The sequence below is a fragment of the Xanthomonas sp. Leaf148 genome (assembly GCF_001423585.1).
Taxonomy (GTDB): domain Bacteria; phylum Pseudomonadota; class Gammaproteobacteria; order Xanthomonadales; family Xanthomonadaceae; genus Xanthomonas.
In genome coordinates this window covers 190,903-210,993 of sequence record NZ_LMOP01000001.1, presented here as the reverse complement: position 1 = coordinate 210,993, position 20,091 = coordinate 190,903, and the positions used below count along the sequence as shown (strand labels likewise).

Genomic DNA, 20,091 nt, shown 5'->3' with positions numbered 1-20,091 from the left:
CGACGGCGCAGCGTGCTGGCATCCAACGAATGAGGCCGCGGTTGTTGGCCGCTGGCGCGAGCAAACCTGCTAGGCTGCGGCGGGTGCGCGACCTGCAAGTTCATTTCACTCACCGGCAGCAGCCGGATCATTCCCTCAAGCCCGGCGTCCACCGGATCGTCCGTCATGCCTCCGGCAGCGTGCGGGTGGTGGCTGACGCCCAGGGGGCGCTGCTGTTGGCGCAGTTCTGCCTGGACCAGCGCGGGCTGTGGTTGCAGGTGGCCAACGGGATCCGCGGCATCCACGTCAACGGGCGCCCGGTGCGGCGCATGGCGTTGCTGCGCCCCGGCGATGCGATCTATGCCGACGGCGTAGAGATGCTGTTGCGCAGTGCGCCCTCCAGCGCACCGGCCAACGATGTGCCGGAAGACGATGCCGGCCTGAGCGAAGTCTGCTTGCTGTTACGTGGGCTGGGCGGCCGTCACCACGGGCGCAGCTTCACCCTGGACCGCTCGCGCCTGGTCGGCAGCGACCCGGCGTCTGACATCGTTATCGACGACCCTGCCTTTGCCGCGCAGCACGCGCGCCTCGAGCGTCACGGCGACCGTGTGCTGATCCGCGATCTGGGGTCGGAAGAGGGCAGCTGGATCAACGGCGTGCAAGTGCGCGATGGCTGGCTGCAGGCCGGCGACCAGGTCGTGTTCGATGCCCGCCACCGCTTCGTGGTGGAAGTGCCGCGCATCCATCACGGCACTACCTGGGACATTCCCGATTCCGAACCGCCGCTGCCACCGCGTGCCATCAGCGAGCCGGCACGCGCGCCGATGAAGGTGGCGCGTTGGCCGTGGTTGCTGCTCAGCGCGGTGTTGCTGGCGGCGGCGCTGAGCGCCTTGCTGTGGTTCGGCGCGCGCTGAGTTTCTTCCAGATCCGCCAGCCCAGCAGGACTGCGAGGATGCCGGCATACAGCGCCGGCTCGCGGATATCGGACTTCACCAGCCACCAGAAGTGCAGCACGGCCAGCACGCCGATCGGATAGATCAGCTGATGCAGGCGGCCCCAGTTGCGCTTGAGTCGACGCATCCAGCCCTGGGTCGAGGTGATCGCCAGCGGCAGCAACAGCAACCACGCCGCAAAGCCCACGGTGATGTAGGGGCGCTTGAGAATCTCTTCGAAGATCTGCGTCCAGAAACCGCGTAGGTCCAGGCTCAGGTACACCGTCAGGTGCACGCTGGCGTAGAAAAAGGCGTACAGCCCCAGCATGCGCCGGAAGCGGATCAGCACGGCCTGGCCGGTGAGCTGGCGTAGCGGCGTGATCGCCAGCGTAATCAACAGAAAGCGCAGCGCCCACAACCCGGTGCGGTGCTCGATCTCGGCCACCGGGTCGGCGCCCAGCGCATCGCTGCCGGTCTGCCACACCTGCCAGAACTGCCAGGCCAGCAAGGCGATCGGCGTCAGTGCGGCGGCATGCACCGCCACCTTGGCGGCAATCAGGGAAGCAGAGGTCTTGGCCATGCGATCTCGAAGAGGGGAGCGATGCCGCGCGGGCATTAACATGCATCGTAGGAGCGCACCCGGGCGCGATGGGCTTTGCTGGTCATGCCCGTCGCGCCCCGGTGCGCTCCTACGCGGTGGATGTCACGCTGACGGTTGCCGGACTAGAACCACTTCTTCAGGTCCATGCCCGCATACAGCGATGCCACCTGATCGGCATAGCCGTTGAAAGGCTTGGTCGCGATACGTTCGGCAAACAACTTGCTGGCGGTACCGGCGATGCGGCGCTCGGTCTTCTGGCTCCAGCGCGGATGGTCCACCGCCGGGTTGACGTTGGAAAAGAAGCCGTATTCCGACGGCTGCAGATCGTGCCAGGCGGTCTCGGGCATCTTTTCGACGAAGCGAATCTCCACAATCGACTTGATGCTCTTGAAGCCGTACTTCCACGGCACCACCAGACGCAACGGCGCGCCGTTCTGCTGTGGCAACGGCTTGCCGTACAGACCGGTGGCTAGCAAGGTCAGCGGATGCATCGCTTCATCGATGCGCAAGCCTTCGCGATAAGGCCAGTCGATCGAGCGATAGCGCACGCCAGGCATCTGCTGCGGATCGGCCAGGGTGGTGAAGGACACGTACTTGGCCTTGGAGGTCGGCGCAAAACGCTTGAGCACCTCGCCCAGCGGCACGCCAGTCCACGGGATCACCATCGACCAGCCTTCCACGCAGCGCAGCCGGTAAATGCGCTCTTCCGGCGTGATGCCCTTGAGCACTTCGTCCAGCGACAGGCTGCCGGGTTTTTCGCATTCGCCGCTCACCTTCACCGACCACGGCGACAGCTTGAGCGTCTTGGCGGCCTTCGACGGATCGGTCTTGTCGGTGCCGAACTCATAGAAATTGTTGTAGCTGGTGACGTCTTCCAGCTTGGTCAATTCTTCGGTGGTGCGGAAGCCGCTACGCGCCTGCGCCGGCGTCACCACCGTCTTGGGCGGTGGAGGCGGGTCGGCCTCGGCGCATCCGGCAATGCCCAGTGCCGGGGTCAGCGCAAACAGCTGCAGCAGCCGGCGCCGGTCGCGGTAGACGGACTCATCGGTGATCTCGCTGGACGGCAGTTTGAAAGCATCGCGAAACGACATGGCAGGCTCCGGCAGTGGCTGCAGCGTGAGAGTAGCCCACCGGGGCGGAAGTTCGTCCCGTGGCAATTACCACGTTACGTGATGCTCAGCCAAAAGGATGCAGCTGCAACTTTTTTGCCCGCTGCCAAGCCCGATGCGCTGCGGCATACTAGAAGGCTAGCTCGACAAGGTGTGCCATGACACGCGCGTTCAATTTCAGTGCCGGCCCTGCGACATTGCCGGAATCGGTCCTGCGGCAGGCGCAGGCGGAGATGGTCGAGTGGAACGGCGTTGGCGCCTCGATCGTGGAAATCAGCCACCGCAGCGCCGATTTCATGGCGGTCGCGGCCGCGGCCGAAGCGGATCTGCGCAGTTTGTTGTCGATTCCCGACGACTACGCGGTGCTGTTTACCGCCGGTGGCGCCACCACCATCCAGGCACTGTTGCCGTTGAATTTCGCCGCGCCCGGGCAGGCCGCCGATTATGTGATCACCGGGCACTGGGGCAAGACCGCGATCAAGCAGGCGGCGCCGTACGTGGATGCGCGCATTGCCGCAGACGCGCAGGCAGATGGGTTTGTCGACATCCCGCCGGTGGCCAGCTGGACCTTGTCGCCGCACTCGGCCTACGTGCACATCACGGCCAACGAGACCATCCATGGCGTGGAGTTTCGCGACACGCCGGATGTCGGCACCTTGCCGCTGTTCGCCGATTTCAGCTCGTCGATTGCGTCCGAGCCGCTGGACATTTCGCGTTACGGGCTGATCTACGCCGGTGCGCAAAAGAATCTGGGCCCGGTCGGCATTTCGGTGCTGATCGTGCGCCGCGATCTGCTGGAGCGCGCCGGCCAATCGCGTGCGGACATCTTCAACTACGGCTCGCATGCCGCGCGCGATTCGATGCTCAACACCCCGCCGACCTGGAACTGGTACCTGCTTGGGCTCACCGTGAAGTGGATGCTGGAGCAGGGCGGGGTGGAAGAGTTCGCGCGTCGCAATGCCGAGAAAGCCGCGTTGGTGTATGGCGTCATCGATGGTTCGGGCGGCTTCTATCGCAACCTGATCAAGCCGGCGGTGCGCTCGCGCATGAACATCCCGTTCTTTCTGCCGAATGAGCAGCTGGACGCGTTGTTCGTCAGCGAATCCAAGGCCGCCGGTCTGTTGGCACTGAAGGGCCACAAAGCCGTCGGCGGCATCCGCGCCTCGCTTTACAACGCCATGCCGGTGGCTGGCGCGCAAGCGCTGGCGGCTTTCATGCACGATTTTCAGCAGCGTCACGGCTGAGTTCCAACTTCGACCGCGGCGCAGGCCGCGCAGGCGCTTGCGCCGTTTCTCAAGGAATGCCCAGCGATGGCTCCCAAGTCCAATAAACCCACTGCTGCCAAGGGCAGCAAGACCAAAGCAGCGCGCACGTCTGCGGACACATCGGCGACCAAACAGGTGGCCAAGCCCGCGACCAAACCGGACAAAGCCATCGGCAAGCCGGCCGCCGCCGCACCGGTGCTGGCCGATGTGCGCGCCAAGATCGACGCGATCGACCGCAACATCCAGGAATTGATCGCCGAGCGCGCCAACTTTGCCCATCAGGTCGGCAAGGCCAAGGGCAAGCTCGCCGCAGCGGTGGATTACTACCGCCCCGAGCGCGAAGCGCAGGTGCTGCGCATGGTGGTAGACCGCAACGAAGGCCCGCTCAGCGATGAAGTGCTTGTGCACGTGTATCGCGAAATCATGTCCGCGTGTCTGGCCCAGCAGGAGCCGTTGAAGATCGGTTACCTCGGCCCGGAAGGGACCTTCAGCCAGCAAGCCGTGCTCAAGCATTTCGGTCGCTCGGCGGTAGGCTTGCCGATGGCGACCATCGAAGAAGTGTTCCAGGAAGTGGAAGCAGGCAACGCCGATTTCGGCGTGGTGCCGGTAGAGAATTCGGGGCAGGGCACCATCCAGGTCACGCTGGATATGTTTCTGACTTCCAACCTGAAAATCTGCGGCGAAGTCGAACTGCGCGTGCATCAGTACCTGCTCTCGCGCAACGGCCGGCTGGAAGACATCGAGCGCATCTACGCGCATTCGCAATCCTTCGCGCAGACCGCCGGTTGGCTGCGCTCGCACCTGCCCAAGGTCGAGAAGCTTGCGGTGTCCAGCAATGCCGAAGGCGCGCGGCGCGCACGCAATGCCGAAGATGCTGCAGCCATCGGTGGCGAGAGTGCGGCGCATGTGTATGGCTTGAAGAAAGTCATCATGAAGTCGATCGAAGACGACGACGACAACACCACGCGCTTTTTGGTGATTGGCCGGCAGATCTTCCCGTCGTCCGGGCACGACCGCACGTCGGTGCTGGTGTTCATCCATGACAAGCCGGGCGCGCTATTCGATGTGCTCAGCCCGTTCGCGCGGCACGGCATCAGCATGAATCGCATCGAGTCGCGGCCCTCGCACCAGGCCAAGTGGGAATATGGGTTCTTCATCGATCTGGTCGGCCATGTGGAAGACGAGGCGATGAAGCAGGCACTGGCCGAGCTGGAAGCGCATTCGGCGCAGATCAAGGTGCTGGGCTCGTATCCGGTCGCGATTCCCTAAGCGCTCGATCACCTACCCAACTGGCGCGCCGCCGCTCTGGCGATGACGGTGCTGCCATCTCTATACCAAGCGCATCGCCTGCATGGCGGCGGCGCAGCAATCGGATCATTCGCATGAGCAGCAGCACGCAATACTGGATCGCGCAGCAGGGCAGCGCATTGCGCGGTACGTTGGCCATTCCCGGCGACAAGTCGGTGTCGCACCGTGCGGTGATGTTTGCCGCACTGGCCGATGGCATCTCGCAGATCGACGGGTTTCTCGAAGGCGAAGACACGCGCTCCACCGCAGCCATTTTCGCCACGCTGGGCGTGCGGATCGAAACGCCGTCGGCATCGCAGCGCATCGTGCATGGCGTCGGCGTGGACGGCTTGCAGCCGCCCACCGAGGCACTGGATTGCGGCAACGCCGGCACCGGGATGCGTCTGCTCGCCGGCCTGCTGGCCGCGCAGCGCTTCGACAGCGTTCTGGTCGGCGATGCGTCCTTGTCCAAGCGGCCGATGCGGCGCGTGACCGGCCCGTTGGCGCAGATGGGCGCGAAGATCGAGACGCAGAACGATGGCACGCCGCCCTTGCATGTGCACGGCGGTCAGGCATTGCACGGCATCGACTTTGTGTCGCCGGTCGCCAGTGCGCAGGTCAAGTCGGCCGTGCTGCTGGCAGGCCTGTATGCGCAGGGCGAGACCTCGGTGACCGAGCCGCACCCCACGCGCGACTACACCGAGCGCATGTTGTCTGCGTTTGGCGTGGAGATTGCGTTCTCACCGGGTAAGGCGCGCCTGCGCGGCGGCCAGCGCTTGCGTGCGACCGACATCGCAGTACCGGCGGATTTTTCGTCGGCAGCATTTTTCATCGTGGCCGCCAGCATCATTCCCGATTCGGAAGTCGTGCTGCGCGCAGTGGGCTTGAACCCGCGTCGTACCGGACTGCTGGCTGCGCTGCGCTTGATGGGCGCAGACATCACCGAGGAAAACCATGCCGAACACGGTGGCGAACCGGTGGCCGATCTGCGCGTGCGCTACGCGCCATTACACGGTGCGCAGATCCCCGAAGCGCTGGTGCCGGACATGATCGACGAGTTCCCTGCATTGTTCGTCGCCGCCGCGGCTGCAAACGGGAAGACCGTGGTTACCGGCGCGGCCGAACTGCGGGTCAAGGAGTCGGATCGCCTGGCCGCCATGGCCACCGGCCTGCGCACTCTCGGCGTGCAGGTCGATGAAACCCAGGATGGCGCCACGATTCATGGTGGCGCGATCGGCAGTGGCGTGATCGAAAGCCACGGCGATCACCGCATTGCGATGGCGTTCGCCATTGCCGGCCAGCGTTCGACCGGCACCGTGCAGGTGAACGACATCGCCAACGTCGCCACGTCGTTCCCGGATTTCGACACCCTGGCGCAGGGCGCCGGTTTTGCGCTTAGCGCTGAAAACAAAACGTAGCGAGCAGTTGTCAGCTGGGTGTGGACGGCGCGGAGGAACCGCAGTGGACGAACGGCGCATGCCGAACCGATCACCGGCCGCGCCTGTCTGGCGGTGAGCACCGTCGTTTTGTTCGCTGCTCTTAGCGCTCTGGGCTGAACTCGACCGGCACCTGCACGCTGCTGACCACCGCGTGGCCGTCGCGCGTGGCCGGTTCGAAGCGCCACTGGCGCAGGCTGTCGATCACCGCTGCGTCCAGACGCGGATCGTTGCTGCCACTGCGGTCGACGATGGTTACCTGGCGCACTTCCCCCTGCATGTCGAGCTGCAGGCGGGCGGTGCGACTGCCCTGAATGCCGGCGCGTGCAATCGCTGCCGGGTAGCTGGGCATCGCGTTGCCCGGCAGCGGCTTCGCATCCACGCTGCTGACCGCCGCGCGCACCGGCTGATGCGGAATCATGGTCATCGCGCGTGGGCCATCGGTGCTGGGCAGAATTTGCCGGCTCGTGACAGGCGCGACGCGGGTGTCGGTGGCGAACGACTCGTCCCCATGGCGGGCCCACCACCACGTAGGGACGACCACCAACAAGGCGATCAGCGTCGCCCACAGCCAGGGCGAGGCGCCGTCATGCTCCACGTCCTGCCCGCGTCCGGACGCTGCAGCGGTGCGGCGAGACAGCGACGGCGCGTGGTGTGAAGAGGGATTCGAGATGAAGGACATGGCCGGCCTCCTGGCGCATCTTTGGGATGACGCAATCAGTCTGGTCGGCGCTGCCTGAGGCGCAGCTAAGGCGGGAGTCTGCCAGGCGGTCGTTGCGCTGTAGGTGTTCAGCTTTGCGACGACGATAGCGCTGCTGTGCTGCCGCCGTTTGCGCAAGCAGTGCCATGCATTCCCTTACATCACAATCAATTGCAGACGCCTGCGGTTGCCTGCGCCTGGGTCGTCATCCAGCGCGTTAGCCGCGCTCACTGCGCCGGCTTGAACTCGAACGGGATATCCAGGTTGCCGGCCACCGGCTGGCCGTTTTGCTGCGCCGGGTGAAAGCGCCAATGGCGTACCGCCTCCATTGCCGCGCGGTCCAGATCGCGCGAGCCGCTGCGCTGGACCAGGGTCACACCGCCCGGATTGCCGGCCGCGTCCACATCCACACGCACCACTACATCGCCGGCATCGCCACGGCGCAGTGCTGCCGACGGATAGCGCGGCGGCGGCATCTGGCCCTGCATGGGGACCGGGCGGTTGCCGCCTGCGACAGGCGCGTTGGAGGGCGCTGCAGTACCGGGCGCACCGGGCGCGGCGTTTTCCGGCAACGGAGCCGGCGCGGGTGGGGCCGGTGGTGCGGTCTCCACCAGGGTTGGCGTCTCTTCGGGCGGCTTGGCCTGCGGCATGTCGCTGGCGCCGTCCTGGGCGGGCAGCGGTGCCGGCAGCGGTTGAATGGTGTCGTCTGCGGCCGGCGTGCCGGCCGTCGGCTGTGCCGGGGAGGCTTTGTAAAAGTCGTCCTTGCGGCCAGTTGCCCACACCAGCAGGAACAGCAGCAGACCGGCGCCGAAGGCGATACCGGCAATTTTCAGGGTGTGGCGGGGCAGACGCAGGACGATCTGGCGATCGGACGCAGGGCGGGGCGCGGGCATAGGGCTCACCTGAAGGATCGCGGTAATTCTGGCATAGCCCCGGTGAATCGATCGCAGCAGATGGCGGAACAGGCGATAATCTTGTGCTTCCTACCGACACACAGACTTCCGATGCTAGATCCGGCCCTGCTTCGCCAACATCCCGCCGACCTTGCCGAGCGCCTGCGCAGCACGCGCAGTTTCTCCCTGGACACTGCGGAACTGGAGTCGCTGGAGAGCGAGCGCAAGCGGATTCAGGTGCGCACGCAGGAATTGCAGAGCATGCGCAATTCCAAGTCCAAAGCGATCGGGCAGGCCAAGGCCAAGGGCGAAGATGTCGCCGTGCTGATGGCTGAAGTGGCCGGTTTCGGCGACGAGCTCAAGGCCTCGGAAGAAGCGCTGGACGTGATCCGCGCCAAGCTCGAAACCATCGCGCTCGGGCTGCCCAATCTGCCGGCCGACGATGTGCCGCTGGGCAAGGACGAGAGCGAAAACGTCGAGCAGTCGCGCTGGGGCACGCCGCGCAGTTTCGATTTCGCGGTCAAGGACCATGTGGAACTCGGCGCGCCGCACGGTTGGCTGGATGGAGAAACCGCCGCCAAGTTGTCGGGCGCCCGTTTCACCGTGCTACGCGGGCCGATCGCGCGCCTGCATCGCGCGCTGGCGCAGTTCATGCTCGACCTGCATGTCGGCGCGCACGGCTACGAAGAAGCCAATGTGCCGCTGCTGGTCAATGCCGAGTCGATGCGCGGCACCGGCCAGCTGCCGAAGTTCGAAGACGATTTGTTCCAGACCGAAGTGGGCGAATCGCGCCGCTATCTGATCCCGACCTCCGAAGTGCCGCTCACCAATATCGTGCGCGACGAAATCGTCGATGCCGAGCGGCTGCCGCTGCGCATGACCGCCCATTCGATGTGCTTTCGTGCCGAAGCCGGCAGCGGTGGTCGCGATATGCGCGGCATGATCCGCCAGCATCAGTTCGAAAAAGTGGAACTGGTCACTGCCTGCGCGCCGGAAGATAGCGATGCCGAGCATCAGCGCATGACGCGCTGCGCTGAGGTGGTGCTGGAACAGCTGGGCCTGCCGTACCGCAAGGTGCTGCTGTGCACCGGCGACATGGGCTTTGCTGCGATCAAGACCTACGATCTGGAAGTCTGGCTGCCGTCGCAGGACACCTATCGTGAGATTTCGTCCTGCTCCAATTGCGGCGATTTCCAGGCCCGTCGCATGCAGGCGCGCTGGCGCAACCCGACCAGCGGAAAGCCGGAACTGCTGCACACGCTCAACGGATCCGGCACTGCGGTGGGCCGCGCGATGATCGCGGTGATGGAAAACTACCAGAACGCCGATGGCTCGATCGATGTACCGCAGGTGCTACGCCCGTACATGGGCGGGCTGGAACGCATCGGCTGAAACGCCTGCATCGGGCTTGCAGCGCTCGGCGTCGGCCGAAGGACATGCGTCATGTGTCGCATGGTTTTGGGCACCAGCGCTGCGCTCTCAGGTGGAGTCTGGTTTCTTGACCCTGCCGCGCGGGTAGCACGTCATGTCGCCGCCACAGGCAAGAAAAACGTACAAAAAACGGGACCAGCGATGGTCCCGTTTTTTGTGCAGGCGGCACTATCCCCACAAGCAGCCCACACCGGCTAAGGCGCACAACGCTCATCGCGTGCAAGGGCACAATGCCAGCGTGGTGCACGAACACCCACGCCATCACTGCGCAATAGCAGGATGACACTCAGCGTGACGTGCGGTGCTGGAAGATGTGTCACAACGGATCCGATGGTTTATCGGGAATTGGCTATTACCAATCCCCACCCCGACTCCCCAATCCCAACCGCACAAAGCCTGCGTGCTCAGGCCACGGCTTCTGCCGGTTGCTGCAACTCGGCCAGCGCCAGCGCAAGCGCATTGCTGCGATGCTCTGGCGAATACGCCACGCCTTCGGCGCGGACGAACGTGATGTCGTCGATGCCCAGAAAGCCGAACAACTGGCGCAGGTACGGCTCCTGAAAATCGTTGGTCGGGTCGGCATAGATGCCGCCGCGTGCGCTGGCGATGATGATGCGCTTGCCGCCAGCCAGTCCTTCCGGCCCCGTTGCGGTGTAGCGGAAGGTGCGCCCGGCAACCGCAATGCGGTCGATCCACGCCTTGAGCGTGGAGGGGATCGCGAAGTTGTACATCGGCGCGCCGATCACGATGACGTCTGCCTCCAGAAACTGCTGCATCGCCTGTTCGGCCGCCGCCGCTTCGGTTGCGTCGGCCTGCGCCAGCGAGCGCCCGGTCAGGTGCGGAAGCGGCTCCTGGTCCAGATCGCGATAGGTCACCTGCAGCTGCGGGTGCAGCAGGCGCTGCTGGGCGACGGCGGCGGCACTGAGTTCGCGGCTGATGGAGTTGGCGCCCAGGGCGCTGGAATCGAGATGGAGCAGCTTCATGGCGAAGACCTATTGCAAGCGGCAATGCCGCGGAGGGGCGCAGATTAGGTCGTTGCTCTGTTGGGATAAAGGTGGTTAAATATCACTTATCGTTCTATCCATGGATGCCTGCGCCATGCACGACCTGAATGACCTGTACTACTTTGCGATGGTGGTGGACCACGGTGGCTTCGCTGCTGCCGAGCGTGCGCTGGGGATTCCCAAGTCGCGCCTGAGCCGCCGTATCAGCCAACTCGAAACCGACCTGGGCGTGCGCTTGCTGCAACGCTCTACGCGGCGCTTCGCCGTCACTGACGTCGGTACCAGCGTGCACCGACACGCCCAGACCATGCTTGCCGAGGCTCAGGCCGCGCGCGAGGTGGTGGATCGTCTCAGTGCGGAGCCACGCGGTCTTGTACGTGTGAGCGTTCCTGTCTCGCTCGCGCAAATTCAATTGCCCAAGCTGCTACCCGAATTTCTGGCCAAGTACCCCAAGGTGCGGCTGCAGCTCAACATCAGCAACCGCCGCGTTGACGTCATCAACGAGGGCTACGACATCGCGCTACGCGTGCGTTCGCGCCTGGATGACGACGGCAGCCTGGTGATGCGCAGCTTCGGCCAGGTGCAGGAATTGCTGGTCGCCAGCCCCAAGTATCTGGACCGCGCCGGCCGCCCGAAAGACCCGAGCGAGCTGGCCAACCACACCACCATGAGCACCAGCGAAGACGAAGCGCACCAGCGCTGGGAGCTGCACGGCCCCAACGGCGAAATGCGCCGCGTGGACCTGCAGCCGCGGCTGGCCGGTTTCGATTTCCCGCTGCTGCAATCGATGGCGCGCGACGGCTTCGGCATCACCATGCTGCCGGAAACCGTCTGCGCCGAAGCGGTGCGCAGCGGTGAACTGGAAGTGGTGCTGCCGCACTGGTCGCTGCCGCAGGGCATCTGCCATGCCGTGTTCGCCTCGCGCCGCGGCCTGCTGCCGGCGGTGCGCGTGTTCATCGACTTCCTGGCCGAACACCTGCCGCAGGAAATCGAACGCTCGCGCCTGGATTGCGGCGGCAATTGCGCCGAACTGGCCGAAAAGCTCAAGCGTGCAGCAGGCACTGCCAGCGCACCGCGCCTGGTGGCTGAAGCAGGCTGAGCGACGCACTGCTGATTGCGTCGGTGCCCCTCACTGGCGAGTCGGTACCTTTCGCTGCGTAGGGGGAGCTCACAGGTTGACGCGCCGACCGGTAAGCCGGGCGCGTAAGGCTAGCGATACCGCTTAGCAAAGCACCCCCGGGCATGCGAGAATGCGCGCCCGGGAGCGATCCCGGGATTGGCAGAACCGCACTCGATGACCGTGCGGCCCTGTCGGGCGTCACCCGCGCAATGCGGATCGCCCACGTGACAACCGAGACTTTCGGTGATCACGCGCAGCAGCATCGGAGAGATGGCCGAGCGGTTTAAGGCACCGGTCTTGAAAACCGGCGAAGGGTCAAACCTTCCGTGGGTTCGAATCCCACTCTCTCCGCCAGTCCGTGATCGGAAGCCATTGAATCTAAAGGTTTTTTAGGCGATCCGCTTTTTCTCTTCCGTGTTTTCTTCCGTGTTTCAATTGCACTCCGTGCAGTCGCCCTGCCTTGTGCGCCGTTCGGCGATATGGCCGCGTTTACATGGTTTGCCCGTGAGGTAGCGCGACAGACCCAGCCGGATCGCATCGGCGCGGGTCACGATGCGGATAACGATCACGCAGCACTGCGCCTGCCAGGCGAGCGGCGAACCGTGCCGCGCGCGTCTCGCTGGTAGTCCAGCCAGGCCCTCACGGCGTCACGGTCGTAGAACGTCGCGCGCGGCCCAAGCCGGATAGGCGCAGGAAAGTCGCCTTCGCGCACGAGTGCGGCCAAGGTGTTCAAGGCGACGCCCACCAGGCAGGCGGTGGCCTCCGAATTTATGAGGCGGGATGCGCGAGGGTCATTGTTCGTCATGTCGGTTCTGCTTTTTTGATTGGGCGGCTGGCCGCTTTTAGCGCGGTCCTTGGCTCGCCGGCAGTGATGTTCCGCACCTGGCGGTCGCTGATCTGGTGCAGCCAACCGATCCATTCGGTGGACAAAGTGCCATCGCGCCAGGCTTCCCGGACGGATGCATCACGGATTCGGTTCGTGAAAGCCGTGCAGGGCGGGAATGCAAGTTGATTCCCGCCGAGAACATCGACCAGCCGTGCCGCAGCGTCCCGGCCTACCAGGTCGGCAATGCGTTTGAATGTGTCGCCGTTCGGGCGTTGCGGGATATACATGCGCCCCGCGCGTCCCGAATGGCCGGCACGACGTGGCCCGCCAGACGCCGGGCAGAAAGCGCCGGCAAGGCGCATCGCATCGGTCAGGCCGATCACTTCGGCGACTTCTTGCACCGAAGCCGGCAGCAGGAACCAGCCTGCCGGCCTTTGGACGGGATTGAGTGCCACGCCTAACGCAGCCGCCCGAGAAATCCGTTTCCGCCGCAGATACGCTGCATTCCTGGCCTGCTCTGCATTTTTCGCTTGGTCTGCGCAGCGGACTGGCGGCGTGCCTGCTTCGGCGTTGGCGTTGGCGTTGGCGCAGGCATTGGCGCCGCGCCGGCAAACCTCGCTCGCACGTACGCTGGAAAAATCCCAGGCTGCTGCGCGATCATCAGGGCGGCGATGGCGATATCCGTAATCATCGGATACCCCCGTCGTGATCGCGCCGGGTCCAGCTGTGAACCCAGTTGCTGGACTGGCGCGCAGCCTGCTCCCTGCGTGATGCGACATCGCGCTCAGGCTGGCTGAGCGTCTCGCGCATGACAGCGAAGAGTTCAGCCAGTACGCGGCTGGCCTCTTCGGCGTTTAACTCGGGCCAGGCACGGCGAATGCGCGAAATCGCTTCTTCCTGTCTGTCGTACCGCAGAATCAAGGAGCCAAGGCAAGCCACTTGCACCGCCACGCGCTGCTGGCTCTCATCATCCGAAAGGCGATAGGCCGAGCCGTCCTGCACAGCCTGTAACGCGCCCAGCAGGACTGAGGCATTGCCCTTGGCGTGCGAAACGAAGGCGGCCATTAGGCGGCCACCTTCCAGAATTTACTTTGGTCAGGAACCAGAGCCACCGCGCTGCCCAGCACGGTCAATACCATACCGCCATCCATCACCGATCCAGCTCGCTCGGCAACTACGCTAACGCTGCGGTCAAGCAGCACGGCTGCGTTGGCCCACGCACCGACGAACGTCGATTCGGTGGCGTCGGTCAGTTCGGCCAGCACACGCGCCGCCCGCAGCCCGCCGTCATCCGCGATGGTGGCGCCGGCACCGGCGGTGCCCACCAGGCCGCGCAGGGCGGTGTGGCTCAAGCCGGCCGCTGCGGCTGCGCCGATGGTGAAGTTCGCCAGGTTCGCAGCAGCCAGTGCGCGCAGCAGAACCGCGTCGGCCATCTGACCCACACCGGCGAGAATGCTGGCGGTGATGATGGCCGTCAGGTTTCCTTCGTCGCGATACTTGCGCAGTTGCGGCCGTGAAATCTCAAACCGGATTGCGTGAATCTGCGCGGTGTCCTGGTCGGACCAGTCAACGGATGCCGTTTTGATCGGCATGCCAACAGTGGCCGGGATCGCTGCGCCATCTGCCGATGGAACCAGGCGGGCCGGCTCGACCAAACTAAAGGCTGAAACTTCTCGCTGGAATACTGGGATGCCGTTGTTCGCCTTGGGCGTAATGGCTTCTTCTCGAAGCAAAAGGTGTGCACCAGCAGCGGCGCAGCGTGACGTGGCACGTGCAATTTCCAACGGCTTCACGTCAGCGTACGTGATTGCCTCGCGCGAAGGTGGGACACGGCGCAGGCGGCCGTTCGCGTCAAAAAATGAAGCCAAATTCGCGACAGGCTGGTCTAGAGCAAGCTGCCCGAAGCGCTGTAGGGTTTCTGGCGTGATTCTCGTGGGGGCATCGAAACCAGCCGGTGTTCTGGTGTTTACACCTGCAGCGTTGCGCGCTTCTTCGATAAGTGCGGAGAGGTCAAGATTTGGCATATGTTGTTTTGCGGTTCTCATCAGATCGAAACGGCGAAATGCCGCTGCGTTGACGACTATCTTCAGACACCGGAAACAGACGTTCCATGTGCAGAATTTCCGCATTCACGCACGCGTTGGCCGCCGTTATCTCTAGTGAATGAGCGTGCTTGAACATGTGCAACGGATGGCTCGCAGCGTTCAGCTAAATGCGCTTGGCAGAGCATCAAATGGCGGCATCGGCGGTGCTGTTGCGCAGATCGGATCGGTCGGCTTCGCGGCATTGCCTGCGGTGGCCCAACAGGTGGGCGGTGTGGCGCGGGTGGGTCTCGCGCGTTTTTATTCGCTTTTACACCGGGCGGTGTAACGCGTCACGTATTCCACACTTAAATCCAAGTGTTTTTAGCTATTGCGAAACGGAATGGGTAGAAGCAGAAAACGGCTTTTTGAAAGGCTCTCACATGTGGGAATCCGGGGAGTCAATGCCCCCGCAGGGGCGCCCACCCTGAGAAGAACCTATGAAATTCGCCTGATTGTTCGTAAGTCATTGATTTCCATTGGGCTGTCGAGGCTTTTGCAAATTGCTGATTGATGTAAAGTATTTGCATAGTTCATGGCCGAACCCTCATGTCTTTAACGCACCACCCCAAGCCCGGCGAAATCTTCTACTGCAAGTTTCCTGATGAATACATGCACGGAGAGATGATCAAGACACGCCCCGTGATAGTCCTCAGCAAGCAACTTACTGGGCGTCCGCGACTAGTGAATATTGTGCCAATAAGCATGACGCCTCCCGATCCTGTGGGACCTCATCACGTGCTTGTTGGCGCTGCTTACATGCCCAAGCGGCTACGTGATCGGGCGGGTGACCGGTGGGTTAAATGCGACATGATTTACACAATGTCCCTTGATAGGCTGGAGCTAGTGACGGGGCATCGTGATGCTAGAGGTAAGCGGACTTATGATAAGGGAGCGCTCCCACCGGCACTGCTGAGGGAAATCAGGGTGGCGATTGCTTCTTGCCTCGGTATTCATGGGAAGCTTTTCGTTAAGGATCAGGAGCTGCCGTTGCCCAAGCCAGTGGTGGGGCTAGTGGCTCCGTTGGAACCGGTGGCCGCTGCAGGGTAGAGCGGATCCGGGCTAGTTGACATCGGGTATAGGTCTGCGTAACCTGCGTCTGTCGGGTCCAATCGACTTTCGAGACTGTGGTGATGCTCCGACAGGAGCGCTAGCCCCAGCAGGCTGATGGAGCGTTGACAAGTTCTGTCAAAAAAGCCTTATGAATCAGGCCCCCGGGTAGCTTCGCTAACCGGGGGCTTTGTCTTTTTTGGGGCGGTGTGCATCCGGGTAGCCACTATTTGATGGCGTAGGCCTGAGATAGCCAAAACACGGTGCTTCGGGCGCCAAACGTTCTCCCCACTTTGTCGCGTCGTTCTTTGCAAGTAGGCTGTGCTCGAAACCTGGTCCAGACCCACTGTGTAGCCTCATCGGCGCCCATCGCCCGAGCCATAATTTCGCGTCTTACTTCGTGCCAGTAGCGGTCGTCAGAAGACTCGCGCGGGACCGCATCCAGCACGCGTCGGGAATTCCGGCGCGCAGCAAGCTCGGCCGTTCGGGACCATGAGTCAGCGGTCAACTCATGCCAGTGGGTACGGACCAGATCACCCACGTTTCCCCCCATAACTTCTAAGGGTTCTAGAGGGGAAACGTGGGTAGCCGTTCCTTCCCTGCGCCTGAGCTTCACGCCCATTCTGTCGAACAGGTCGTTCACGGCGAAGACGCCTGCTTTGCCACTCGGCATCCCGAACCGATCCCCAGCCCATTTGGCCGGCACCAGCCCCAGCACCGCCAACAACTGCCGCCGCCCGTACATGCGGCCCAGCAGCACCGCCGAAACTTCCGAAGTGACACGGAACCCCGGTGCCAGCTTGCACCCTGCGAAAAGTTCACGGTACGCCAGCACACGCGCACGGCCGAACCGTAGCCGGTGAAGATCGGCAACACCGCCATCAGTCGCGGCCTCAGCGGTGCCCGCGATGGCGGCCGTGAACCCATCCCACGAACGTGGCCCGCGCCCTGCATCCCACGCGTCTAGGTCCGCCTCGCACAGCGCTTCCTGCAACCCAAGGTCGCGCGCGATCCGATGACGCAGCAGCGCCGCCTGGTCGGCCTCCCCCAACGCCGGCCGCTCACGCAGTCTCCGCGCTTCGAAGTCGGTCAAGTCACGCGCAGCCAGCAGTGAGTCGCGCTGTTCGCGGTCGATGTGGGCGCGCAGCAGTTTCATCGACTCGGCGGACACCGCGCTATCGCCGGCCTGCATCGGCCTCACGGCCCACCCAGCTGCTTCCAGCAGCCACCACAACCCGCCCGCGAAGTCGGCACGCTGCCGGGCGTCTCCTGCTTCGATGTCGGCCACAAGTCCATCCAGGTCGGTCGGCGTCGGTGCTCGGCCCTCCAGGGAAGCAGCCTCGGATAGGCCGGAGAGTATTGCGCCGGCGGAATCGATTTCTGAGCGATTCGAAGCTGTGACCACCACCGAAAGGGATGGCGCATACCGCACCCGACGTGCCATCTGCATTGCGTCGGCTGGGGTCACTGTAGAGCCGGACGCAAGCACGAACACCCGGTGGAACCACGGCCCGAATTCGCGGTGTTCGATGCTGACGCCGCTTGATATAACCGGCGAGGCAACAACAGCATCATAGAGACGGCTTATCAGGTCGGGCGCTGCGAGGAATTCGGCCTGTTCCCGGTTGCCGCTGTTGTCGCTGTTGACCAGCAACACGCGCCGCCCGGACGTTTCCAGTAATCGCGCGCATTCGACCGCTCGCGATTTCTCTCCACAAGCCACCCAAAGCCGGCGGCCGTCAGCCAGTTCGGCGAGCATGTCGCCGTAGGCGTGGTGCAGCGCTTCCGGCCCGAAGCCGAATTCCGCTTCCTGCGCCTGCAATGGCGCAATGTCGGCGTCGATCACGCGGAAGCGCTCGCCGGGGCGGCAGGATTCGAGGAATTGAATTGTGCGGTCATCAATTCCAGCATCAGCCACGATCAGACAGCCAGCGCGGGACACTAGATCGCGCAGCGCGGCGAGCACATCCGACATTTGCTTGCGGTCAGCCACCGTAACGCGCGCAGCCAGACTGCGCACGACCTGGCTGATTTCGTCGATGAACACCCACCGCGCTTCGCGGTAGATTTGCGCATGATCGGCCTTGACGATAGACGGTAGACACGCGGCAAGTGCGTCAACGTGCACTGCGTCTTCGCCCGCGATTCTTTGATAGTGATCGCACCCTAGTCGCGCAGATAGCTCCGCAATCAGCGACTGCCGGTGAGCGAGCGCGACAAACCGCCCATCCTGCTGGCTGGCCCACGCAGCAAAGGGCAGGCCGATTTTCTGCGTCTTTCCGCTAGCCATAGGCGCGCGCAGCACGATCACGCCGCTGTAGTCAGCCCCGCCCAGCATCGGCAGGCTGTCGCACCGTTCGACGGTGTGCCGCGCCAGGACGGCAGCAGACGGACGCACGGCCGCCAGCGCACCGGCTCGGCGTAGGTCGATGATCCATCGCACTCCGGCACCAATGGCCGCTATGGTGGCGTCGGCCAGGATCGAAAGGGGGAGCGCGTCGCGGAGCGTCTTTAAAATTGATTCGATGCTCTCACCGCGCGCCGGGACGCCCATCGCCAGGCGTTTAGCGAATGCCCATGCGAAGGCCGCCGCCTGGTCAGCGTCAGTCAGGCGCCCAAAGGCGCGCAGGGCGTCGGCACGGCACGGAGGGATATCCGCTGGGGGTAGCTCGAACGGCCGCACGTACGCGGGCGCTTCGGGCAGTGGCGGCTGGCGCAGGTCGGCCAGCGCCGCGCGTACGGCTTCGATGTTCTGGCGTTGGTGTAGGTCGTTGAAATCTTCGCCCACGGCAGCGGGGCATGCCCACGGCAGGCCAGTCGCCTCTGCGGCACGCTGGCCGGTGCCGCTGGCATCGTTATCCGCTGCAACTGCGTCGGCCAGACTGGCGCAATTAGTCAAGTTTCCGGCATCGAATGCCACGACAACGGGAGCACCCGTCGCCGCATGCACGCTGGCGCCGGTGGCGTAGCCTTCGCACAGCCACGCAGGGCCGGTGCCTTCGATTCGGAAATGCGTTGCGCGTTTCTGGCCTCCGCGAATAAATAGCTTTCGGCCGCTCCCGTCAATGCGCTGCAGGTTCATCAGCTGCCCGTCTGGCAGCCGCGCAGGCACAAGCAAGTCGCCTGCCCGCACGACTAAAGCATCATCGATCCACCGCGCACGCTCGGCGTCCCACAGTCGTGCGCGCAGGGTCGTGGTCGCGACGCGCAGCCCGTATGCCGCGACGCCTTTGCCCCGCAGGTAGGCATGACCAGTGCAATCCGGCGAGGCCGCGTCCCAAGCGATGCGCGCAGCATCGGCAGCGGCAAGGCGGCCAAGCTGGTCAGTAGCGTCCCGCTCTACGGCTCGCGCCTGTGCTGCCGTCTTCGCCAGCCGCGCACGCTCGCCGTAGGCCGCCACACGGGCGGTATCTGCGCCAATGTCTTCACGGCCGTCGCGCAGGAAAATCTGCCACGCCAGGTCACGTGGCTTCCAATAATGCGAAGCGCCGCCATGTTTAAACGACTTGAACGTAATCGCCGGCCACGAAGTCCCATCGTGGTCGGTGGTGACGCTGGCAACGTGGAACTGCCGCTTATCGCGCTTGCCGGCCTGGCTGGGTAGGTAGCGCCTAACGCCGTCCAGGTCCGGCAGTTCGGTCAGCTGCGCTCCGACTTCCAGCGCCGCAGCCTGAGCGTCCGCGAAGAATTCCGACAGCGCGTCTTCCGGCGTCGGCCAGCGCGCCGACACAAATTCAGCAAAGCGAAGCATCGGTCAGCCTTCACCGCGCGCGATGCGATCAGCCGTATGGCAAACCGTCCGGACGTCACTGCGCCGAAATTGCACACGTAGGCCGCTTGCGGTAACCGCTGAATCAAATACAGCCCAGGCGTAGTCCGGCCAGTTGGAATGGACGCCGCGCATGGCGAAGGCTTGCCGGATGACCCAATGTCGTAAGTAATATTTAAGCTGCTGTACGTCGCGCGCGCGCGAGGCTTGGGAGAGGCTATAGGCAGCTGACGCCCGCCAAACTTCTGGCGGAAATTCTGAGCCTGAAAAAAATGTGCTGCAGTTGCCATGCTGCATGTGAACTTTGCGGTTCGGTTTGATCAGAGCGCCACGGCTGGCCCCGTGGCGTTTTTTCTTGGTGCTCACTGGGCGCGGCTCTCCGCTGTAGCGAATCGCTCGGCAATCCAGTTATCTACCACGCGCGGGTCCCATCCGATTGCGCGCTCTCCGATCTTGACTGGCGAAGGGAATTGACCGGCCGCAATATCCCGGTAGAGGCTTGCTCGACTCCTTCCGACCCGAGCAAGTACGGAGGGGAGGCGTTCGACGGTGAGGCGATTTTCTGACATGTGTTCTAGTGCTCCTATTAACGCCCAAGTCGTCTCAGG

The 20,091-nt window shown here is 63.8% G+C and carries 19 protein-coding genes, 1 tRNA gene, 1 other RNA gene and 1 pseudogene; 9 read left to right on the top strand and 13 right to left on the bottom strand.

Going from position 1 to position 20,091, the window contains the following annotated elements:
• Positions 1-83: 83 nt before the first annotated feature.
• Complete coding sequence (locus tag ASF90_RS00850; protein WP_055844591.1) at positions 84-893, top strand: FHA domain-containing protein; 810 nt, start codon at positions 84-86, stop codon at positions 891-893.
• Here ASF90_RS00850 and msrQ read toward each other — a convergent pair.
• Both msrQ and msrP read right to left on the bottom strand, forming a co-directional pair.
• Positions 835-1,491: a protein-methionine-sulfoxide reductase heme-binding subunit MsrQ gene (gene msrQ, locus ASF90_RS00845; protein ID WP_055844589.1), complete on the bottom strand. Its 657-nt coding sequence runs from the start codon at positions 1,489-1,491 to the stop codon at positions 835-837. The genes ASF90_RS00850 and msrQ overlap by 59 nt on opposite strands.
• Before the next feature lie 143 nt (positions 1,492-1,634).
• A complete protein-coding gene (gene msrP, locus ASF90_RS00840; protein WP_055844587.1) occupies positions 1,635-2,603 on the bottom strand; it encodes a protein-methionine-sulfoxide reductase catalytic subunit MsrP in 969 nt (322 codons plus the stop codon).
• A gap of 176 nt (positions 2,604-2,779) precedes the next feature.
• Between msrP and serC the strand changes: the two genes are divergently transcribed.
• The 3 genes and pseudogenes from serC to aroA all read left to right on the top strand — a co-directional run.
• On the top strand, positions 2,780-3,865 hold the full coding sequence (gene serC / locus ASF90_RS00835; protein WP_055844585.1) for a 3-phosphoserine/phosphohydroxythreonine transaminase: 1,086 nt from the start codon (positions 2,780-2,782) through the stop codon (positions 3,863-3,865).
• Positions 3,866-3,931: 66 nt separating this feature from the next.
• Complete coding sequence (pheA, locus tag ASF90_RS00830) at positions 3,932-5,155, top strand: prephenate dehydratase (RefSeq protein ID WP_055844582.1); 1,224 nt, start codon at positions 3,932-3,934, stop codon at positions 5,153-5,155.
• A gap of 113 nt (positions 5,156-5,268) precedes the next feature.
• Positions 5,269-6,552, top strand: a pseudogene (gene aroA / locus ASF90_RS00825) (3-phosphoshikimate 1-carboxyvinyltransferase); the annotation flags it as partial.
• Between the two features lie 23 nt (positions 6,553-6,575).
• Here aroA and ASF90_RS21105 read toward each other — a convergent pair.
• The 3 genes from ASF90_RS21105 to ASF90_RS00815 all read right to left on the bottom strand — a co-directional run bounded on the left by ASF90_RS21105 (position 6,576) and on the right by ASF90_RS00815 (position 8,202).
• Positions 6,576-6,651: non-coding RNA, sX9 sRNA (locus ASF90_RS21105), on the bottom strand.
• 61 nt (positions 6,652-6,712) lie between these two features.
• Positions 6,713-7,180, bottom strand: coding sequence for an energy transducer TonB (locus tag ASF90_RS00820; protein WP_055846177.1), 468 nt, complete (start codon positions 7,178-7,180; stop codon positions 6,713-6,715).
• Between the two features lie 356 nt (positions 7,181-7,536).
• The gene (locus tag ASF90_RS00815; RefSeq protein ID WP_055844576.1) at positions 7,537-8,202 is read right to left on the bottom strand and encodes an energy transducer TonB; all 666 of its coding nucleotides are present in this window, start codon (positions 8,200-8,202) and stop codon (positions 7,537-7,539) included.
• A gap of 111 nt (positions 8,203-8,313) precedes the next feature.
• Between ASF90_RS00815 and serS the strand changes: the two genes are divergently transcribed.
• The gene (gene serS, locus ASF90_RS00810; protein ID WP_055844574.1) at positions 8,314-9,594 is read left to right on the top strand and encodes a serine--tRNA ligase; all 1,281 of its coding nucleotides are present in this window, start codon (positions 8,314-8,316) and stop codon (positions 9,592-9,594) included.
• Positions 9,595-10,037: 443 nt separating this feature from the next.
• Here the strand turns inward: serS and ASF90_RS00805 are convergent, their stop codons facing one another.
• Positions 10,038-10,616 carry an NAD(P)H-dependent oxidoreductase gene (locus tag ASF90_RS00805; protein WP_055844571.1) on the bottom strand — a complete coding sequence of 193 codons (579 nt, stop codon included), beginning with the start codon at positions 10,614-10,616 and terminating at the stop codon, positions 10,038-10,040.
• Between the two features lie 100 nt (positions 10,617-10,716).
• Between ASF90_RS00805 and ASF90_RS00800 the strand changes: the two genes are divergently transcribed.
• Together ASF90_RS00800 and ASF90_RS00795 are read left to right on the top strand one after the other, a co-directional pair.
• Positions 10,717-11,736 carry a LysR family transcriptional regulator gene (locus ASF90_RS00800; RefSeq protein WP_055844567.1) on the top strand — a complete coding sequence of 340 codons (1,020 nt, stop codon included), beginning with the start codon at positions 10,717-10,719 and terminating at the stop codon, positions 11,734-11,736.
• Positions 11,737-12,021: 285 nt separating this feature from the next.
• Positions 12,022-12,111: transfer RNA gene (locus ASF90_RS00795), tRNA-Ser, on the top strand.
• 211 nt (positions 12,112-12,322) lie between these two features.
• Here the strand turns inward: ASF90_RS00795 and ASF90_RS00790 are convergent.
• The 4 genes from ASF90_RS00790 to ASF90_RS00770 all read right to left on the bottom strand — a co-directional run bounded on the left by ASF90_RS00790 (position 12,323) and on the right by ASF90_RS00770 (position 14,712).
• Positions 12,323-12,562 (bottom strand): AlpA family phage regulatory protein, encoded by a 240-nt coding sequence (locus tag ASF90_RS00790; RefSeq protein ID WP_012438617.1) that lies wholly within the window; start codon positions 12,560-12,562, stop codon positions 12,323-12,325.
• Positions 12,559-13,038, bottom strand: a complete 480-nt coding sequence (locus tag ASF90_RS00785) for a Mor transcription activator family protein (RefSeq protein ID WP_055844564.1) — start codon at positions 13,036-13,038, stop codon at positions 12,559-12,561. The genes ASF90_RS00790 and ASF90_RS00785 overlap by 4 nt, the downstream gene beginning before the upstream one ends.
• 232 nt (positions 13,039-13,270) lie before the next feature.
• Positions 13,271-13,648, bottom strand: a complete 378-nt coding sequence (locus tag ASF90_RS00775; protein ID WP_012438615.1) for a hypothetical protein — start codon at positions 13,646-13,648, stop codon at positions 13,271-13,273.
• Positions 13,648-14,712, bottom strand: coding sequence for a hypothetical protein (locus ASF90_RS00770; protein WP_236699179.1), 1,065 nt, complete (start codon positions 14,710-14,712; stop codon positions 13,648-13,650). The genes ASF90_RS00775 and ASF90_RS00770 overlap by 1 nt, the downstream gene beginning before the upstream one ends.
• A 34-nt stretch (positions 14,713-14,746) precedes the next feature.
• Between ASF90_RS00770 and ASF90_RS24040 the strand changes: the two genes are divergently transcribed.
• Together ASF90_RS24040 and ASF90_RS00765 are read left to right on the top strand one after the other, a co-directional pair.
• Positions 14,747-14,953 (top strand): hypothetical protein, encoded by a 207-nt coding sequence (locus ASF90_RS24040; RefSeq protein ID WP_230428448.1) that lies wholly within the window; start codon positions 14,747-14,749, stop codon positions 14,951-14,953.
• 260 nt (positions 14,954-15,213) lie between these two features.
• Positions 15,214-15,714, top strand: a complete 501-nt coding sequence (locus ASF90_RS00765; protein WP_012438612.1) for a type II toxin-antitoxin system PemK/MazF family toxin — start codon at positions 15,214-15,216, stop codon at positions 15,712-15,714.
• 226 nt (positions 15,715-15,940) lie between these two features.
• Here the strand turns inward: ASF90_RS00765 and ASF90_RS00760 are convergent, their stop codons facing one another.
• Genes ASF90_RS00760 through ASF90_RS21090 form a run of 3 tightly spaced genes read right to left on the bottom strand, consistent with a single transcriptional unit; the run spans position 15,941 to position 20,052 of the window.
• Positions 15,941-19,465, bottom strand: coding sequence for a plasmid replication protein, CyRepA1 family (locus tag ASF90_RS00760; RefSeq protein ID WP_055844555.1), 3,525 nt, complete (start codon positions 19,463-19,465; stop codon positions 15,941-15,943).
• 3 nt (positions 19,466-19,468) lie between these two features.
• Positions 19,469-19,849: a hypothetical protein gene (locus tag ASF90_RS21095; protein WP_082473367.1), complete on the bottom strand. Its 381-nt coding sequence runs from the start codon at positions 19,847-19,849 to the stop codon at positions 19,469-19,471.
• Entirely contained in the window at positions 19,846-20,052 is a 207-nt protein-coding gene (locus ASF90_RS21090; RefSeq protein ID WP_029217188.1) for an AlpA family phage regulatory protein, read from the bottom strand. Before ASF90_RS21090 ends, ASF90_RS21095 begins: the two co-directional genes overlap by 4 nt.
• Positions 20,053-20,091: the final 39 nt, after the last annotated feature.

What these genes read in the sequence shown, in the direction of transcription:
- serC (WP_055844585.1), top strand. Translation starts at nt 2,780, where the DNA reads ATGACACGCGCGTTCAATTTCAGTGCCGGCCCTGCGACATTGCCGGAA.
- msrQ (WP_055844589.1), bottom strand. Translation starts at nt 1,491, where the DNA reads ATGGCCAAGACCTCTGCTTCCCTGATTGCCGCCAAGGTGGCGGTGCAT.
- ASF90_RS00800 (WP_055844567.1), top strand. Translation starts at nt 10,717, where the DNA reads ATGGATGCCTGCGCCATGCACGACCTGAATGACCTGTACTACTTTGCG.
- ASF90_RS00775 (WP_012438615.1), bottom strand. Translation starts at nt 13,648, where the DNA reads ATGGCCGCCTTCGTTTCGCACGCCAAGGGCAATGCCTCAGTCCTGCTG.
- ASF90_RS24040 (WP_230428448.1), top strand. Translation starts at nt 14,747, where the DNA reads ATGAGCGTGCTTGAACATGTGCAACGGATGGCTCGCAGCGTTCAGCTA.
- msrP (WP_055844587.1), bottom strand. Translation starts at nt 2,603, where the DNA reads ATGTCGTTTCGCGATGCTTTCAAACTGCCGTCCAGCGAGATCACCGAT.
- ASF90_RS00790 (WP_012438617.1), bottom strand. Translation starts at nt 12,562, where the DNA reads ATGACGAACAATGACCCTCGCGCATCCCGCCTCATAAATTCGGAGGCC.
- ASF90_RS21090 (WP_029217188.1), bottom strand. Translation starts at nt 20,052, where the DNA reads ATGTCAGAAAATCGCCTCACCGTCGAACGCCTCCCCTCCGTACTTGCT.
- ASF90_RS00765 (WP_012438612.1), top strand. Translation starts at nt 15,214, where the DNA reads ATGTCTTTAACGCACCACCCCAAGCCCGGCGAAATCTTCTACTGCAAG.
- pheA (WP_055844582.1), top strand. Translation starts at nt 3,932, where the DNA reads ATGGCTCCCAAGTCCAATAAACCCACTGCTGCCAAGGGCAGCAAGACC.
- ASF90_RS00815 (WP_055844576.1), bottom strand. Translation starts at nt 8,202, where the DNA reads ATGCCCGCGCCCCGCCCTGCGTCCGATCGCCAGATCGTCCTGCGTCTG.
- ASF90_RS00805 (WP_055844571.1), bottom strand. Translation starts at nt 10,616, where the DNA reads ATGAAGCTGCTCCATCTCGATTCCAGCGCCCTGGGCGCCAACTCCATC.
- ASF90_RS00760 (WP_055844555.1), bottom strand. Translation starts at nt 19,465, where the DNA reads ATGCTTCGCTTTGCTGAATTTGTGTCGGCGCGCTGGCCGACGCCGGAA.
- serS (WP_055844574.1), top strand. Translation starts at nt 8,314, where the DNA reads ATGCTAGATCCGGCCCTGCTTCGCCAACATCCCGCCGACCTTGCCGAG.
- ASF90_RS00770 (WP_236699179.1), bottom strand. Translation starts at nt 14,712, where the DNA reads ATGCGGAAATTCTGCACATGGAACGTCTGTTTCCGGTGTCTGAAGATA.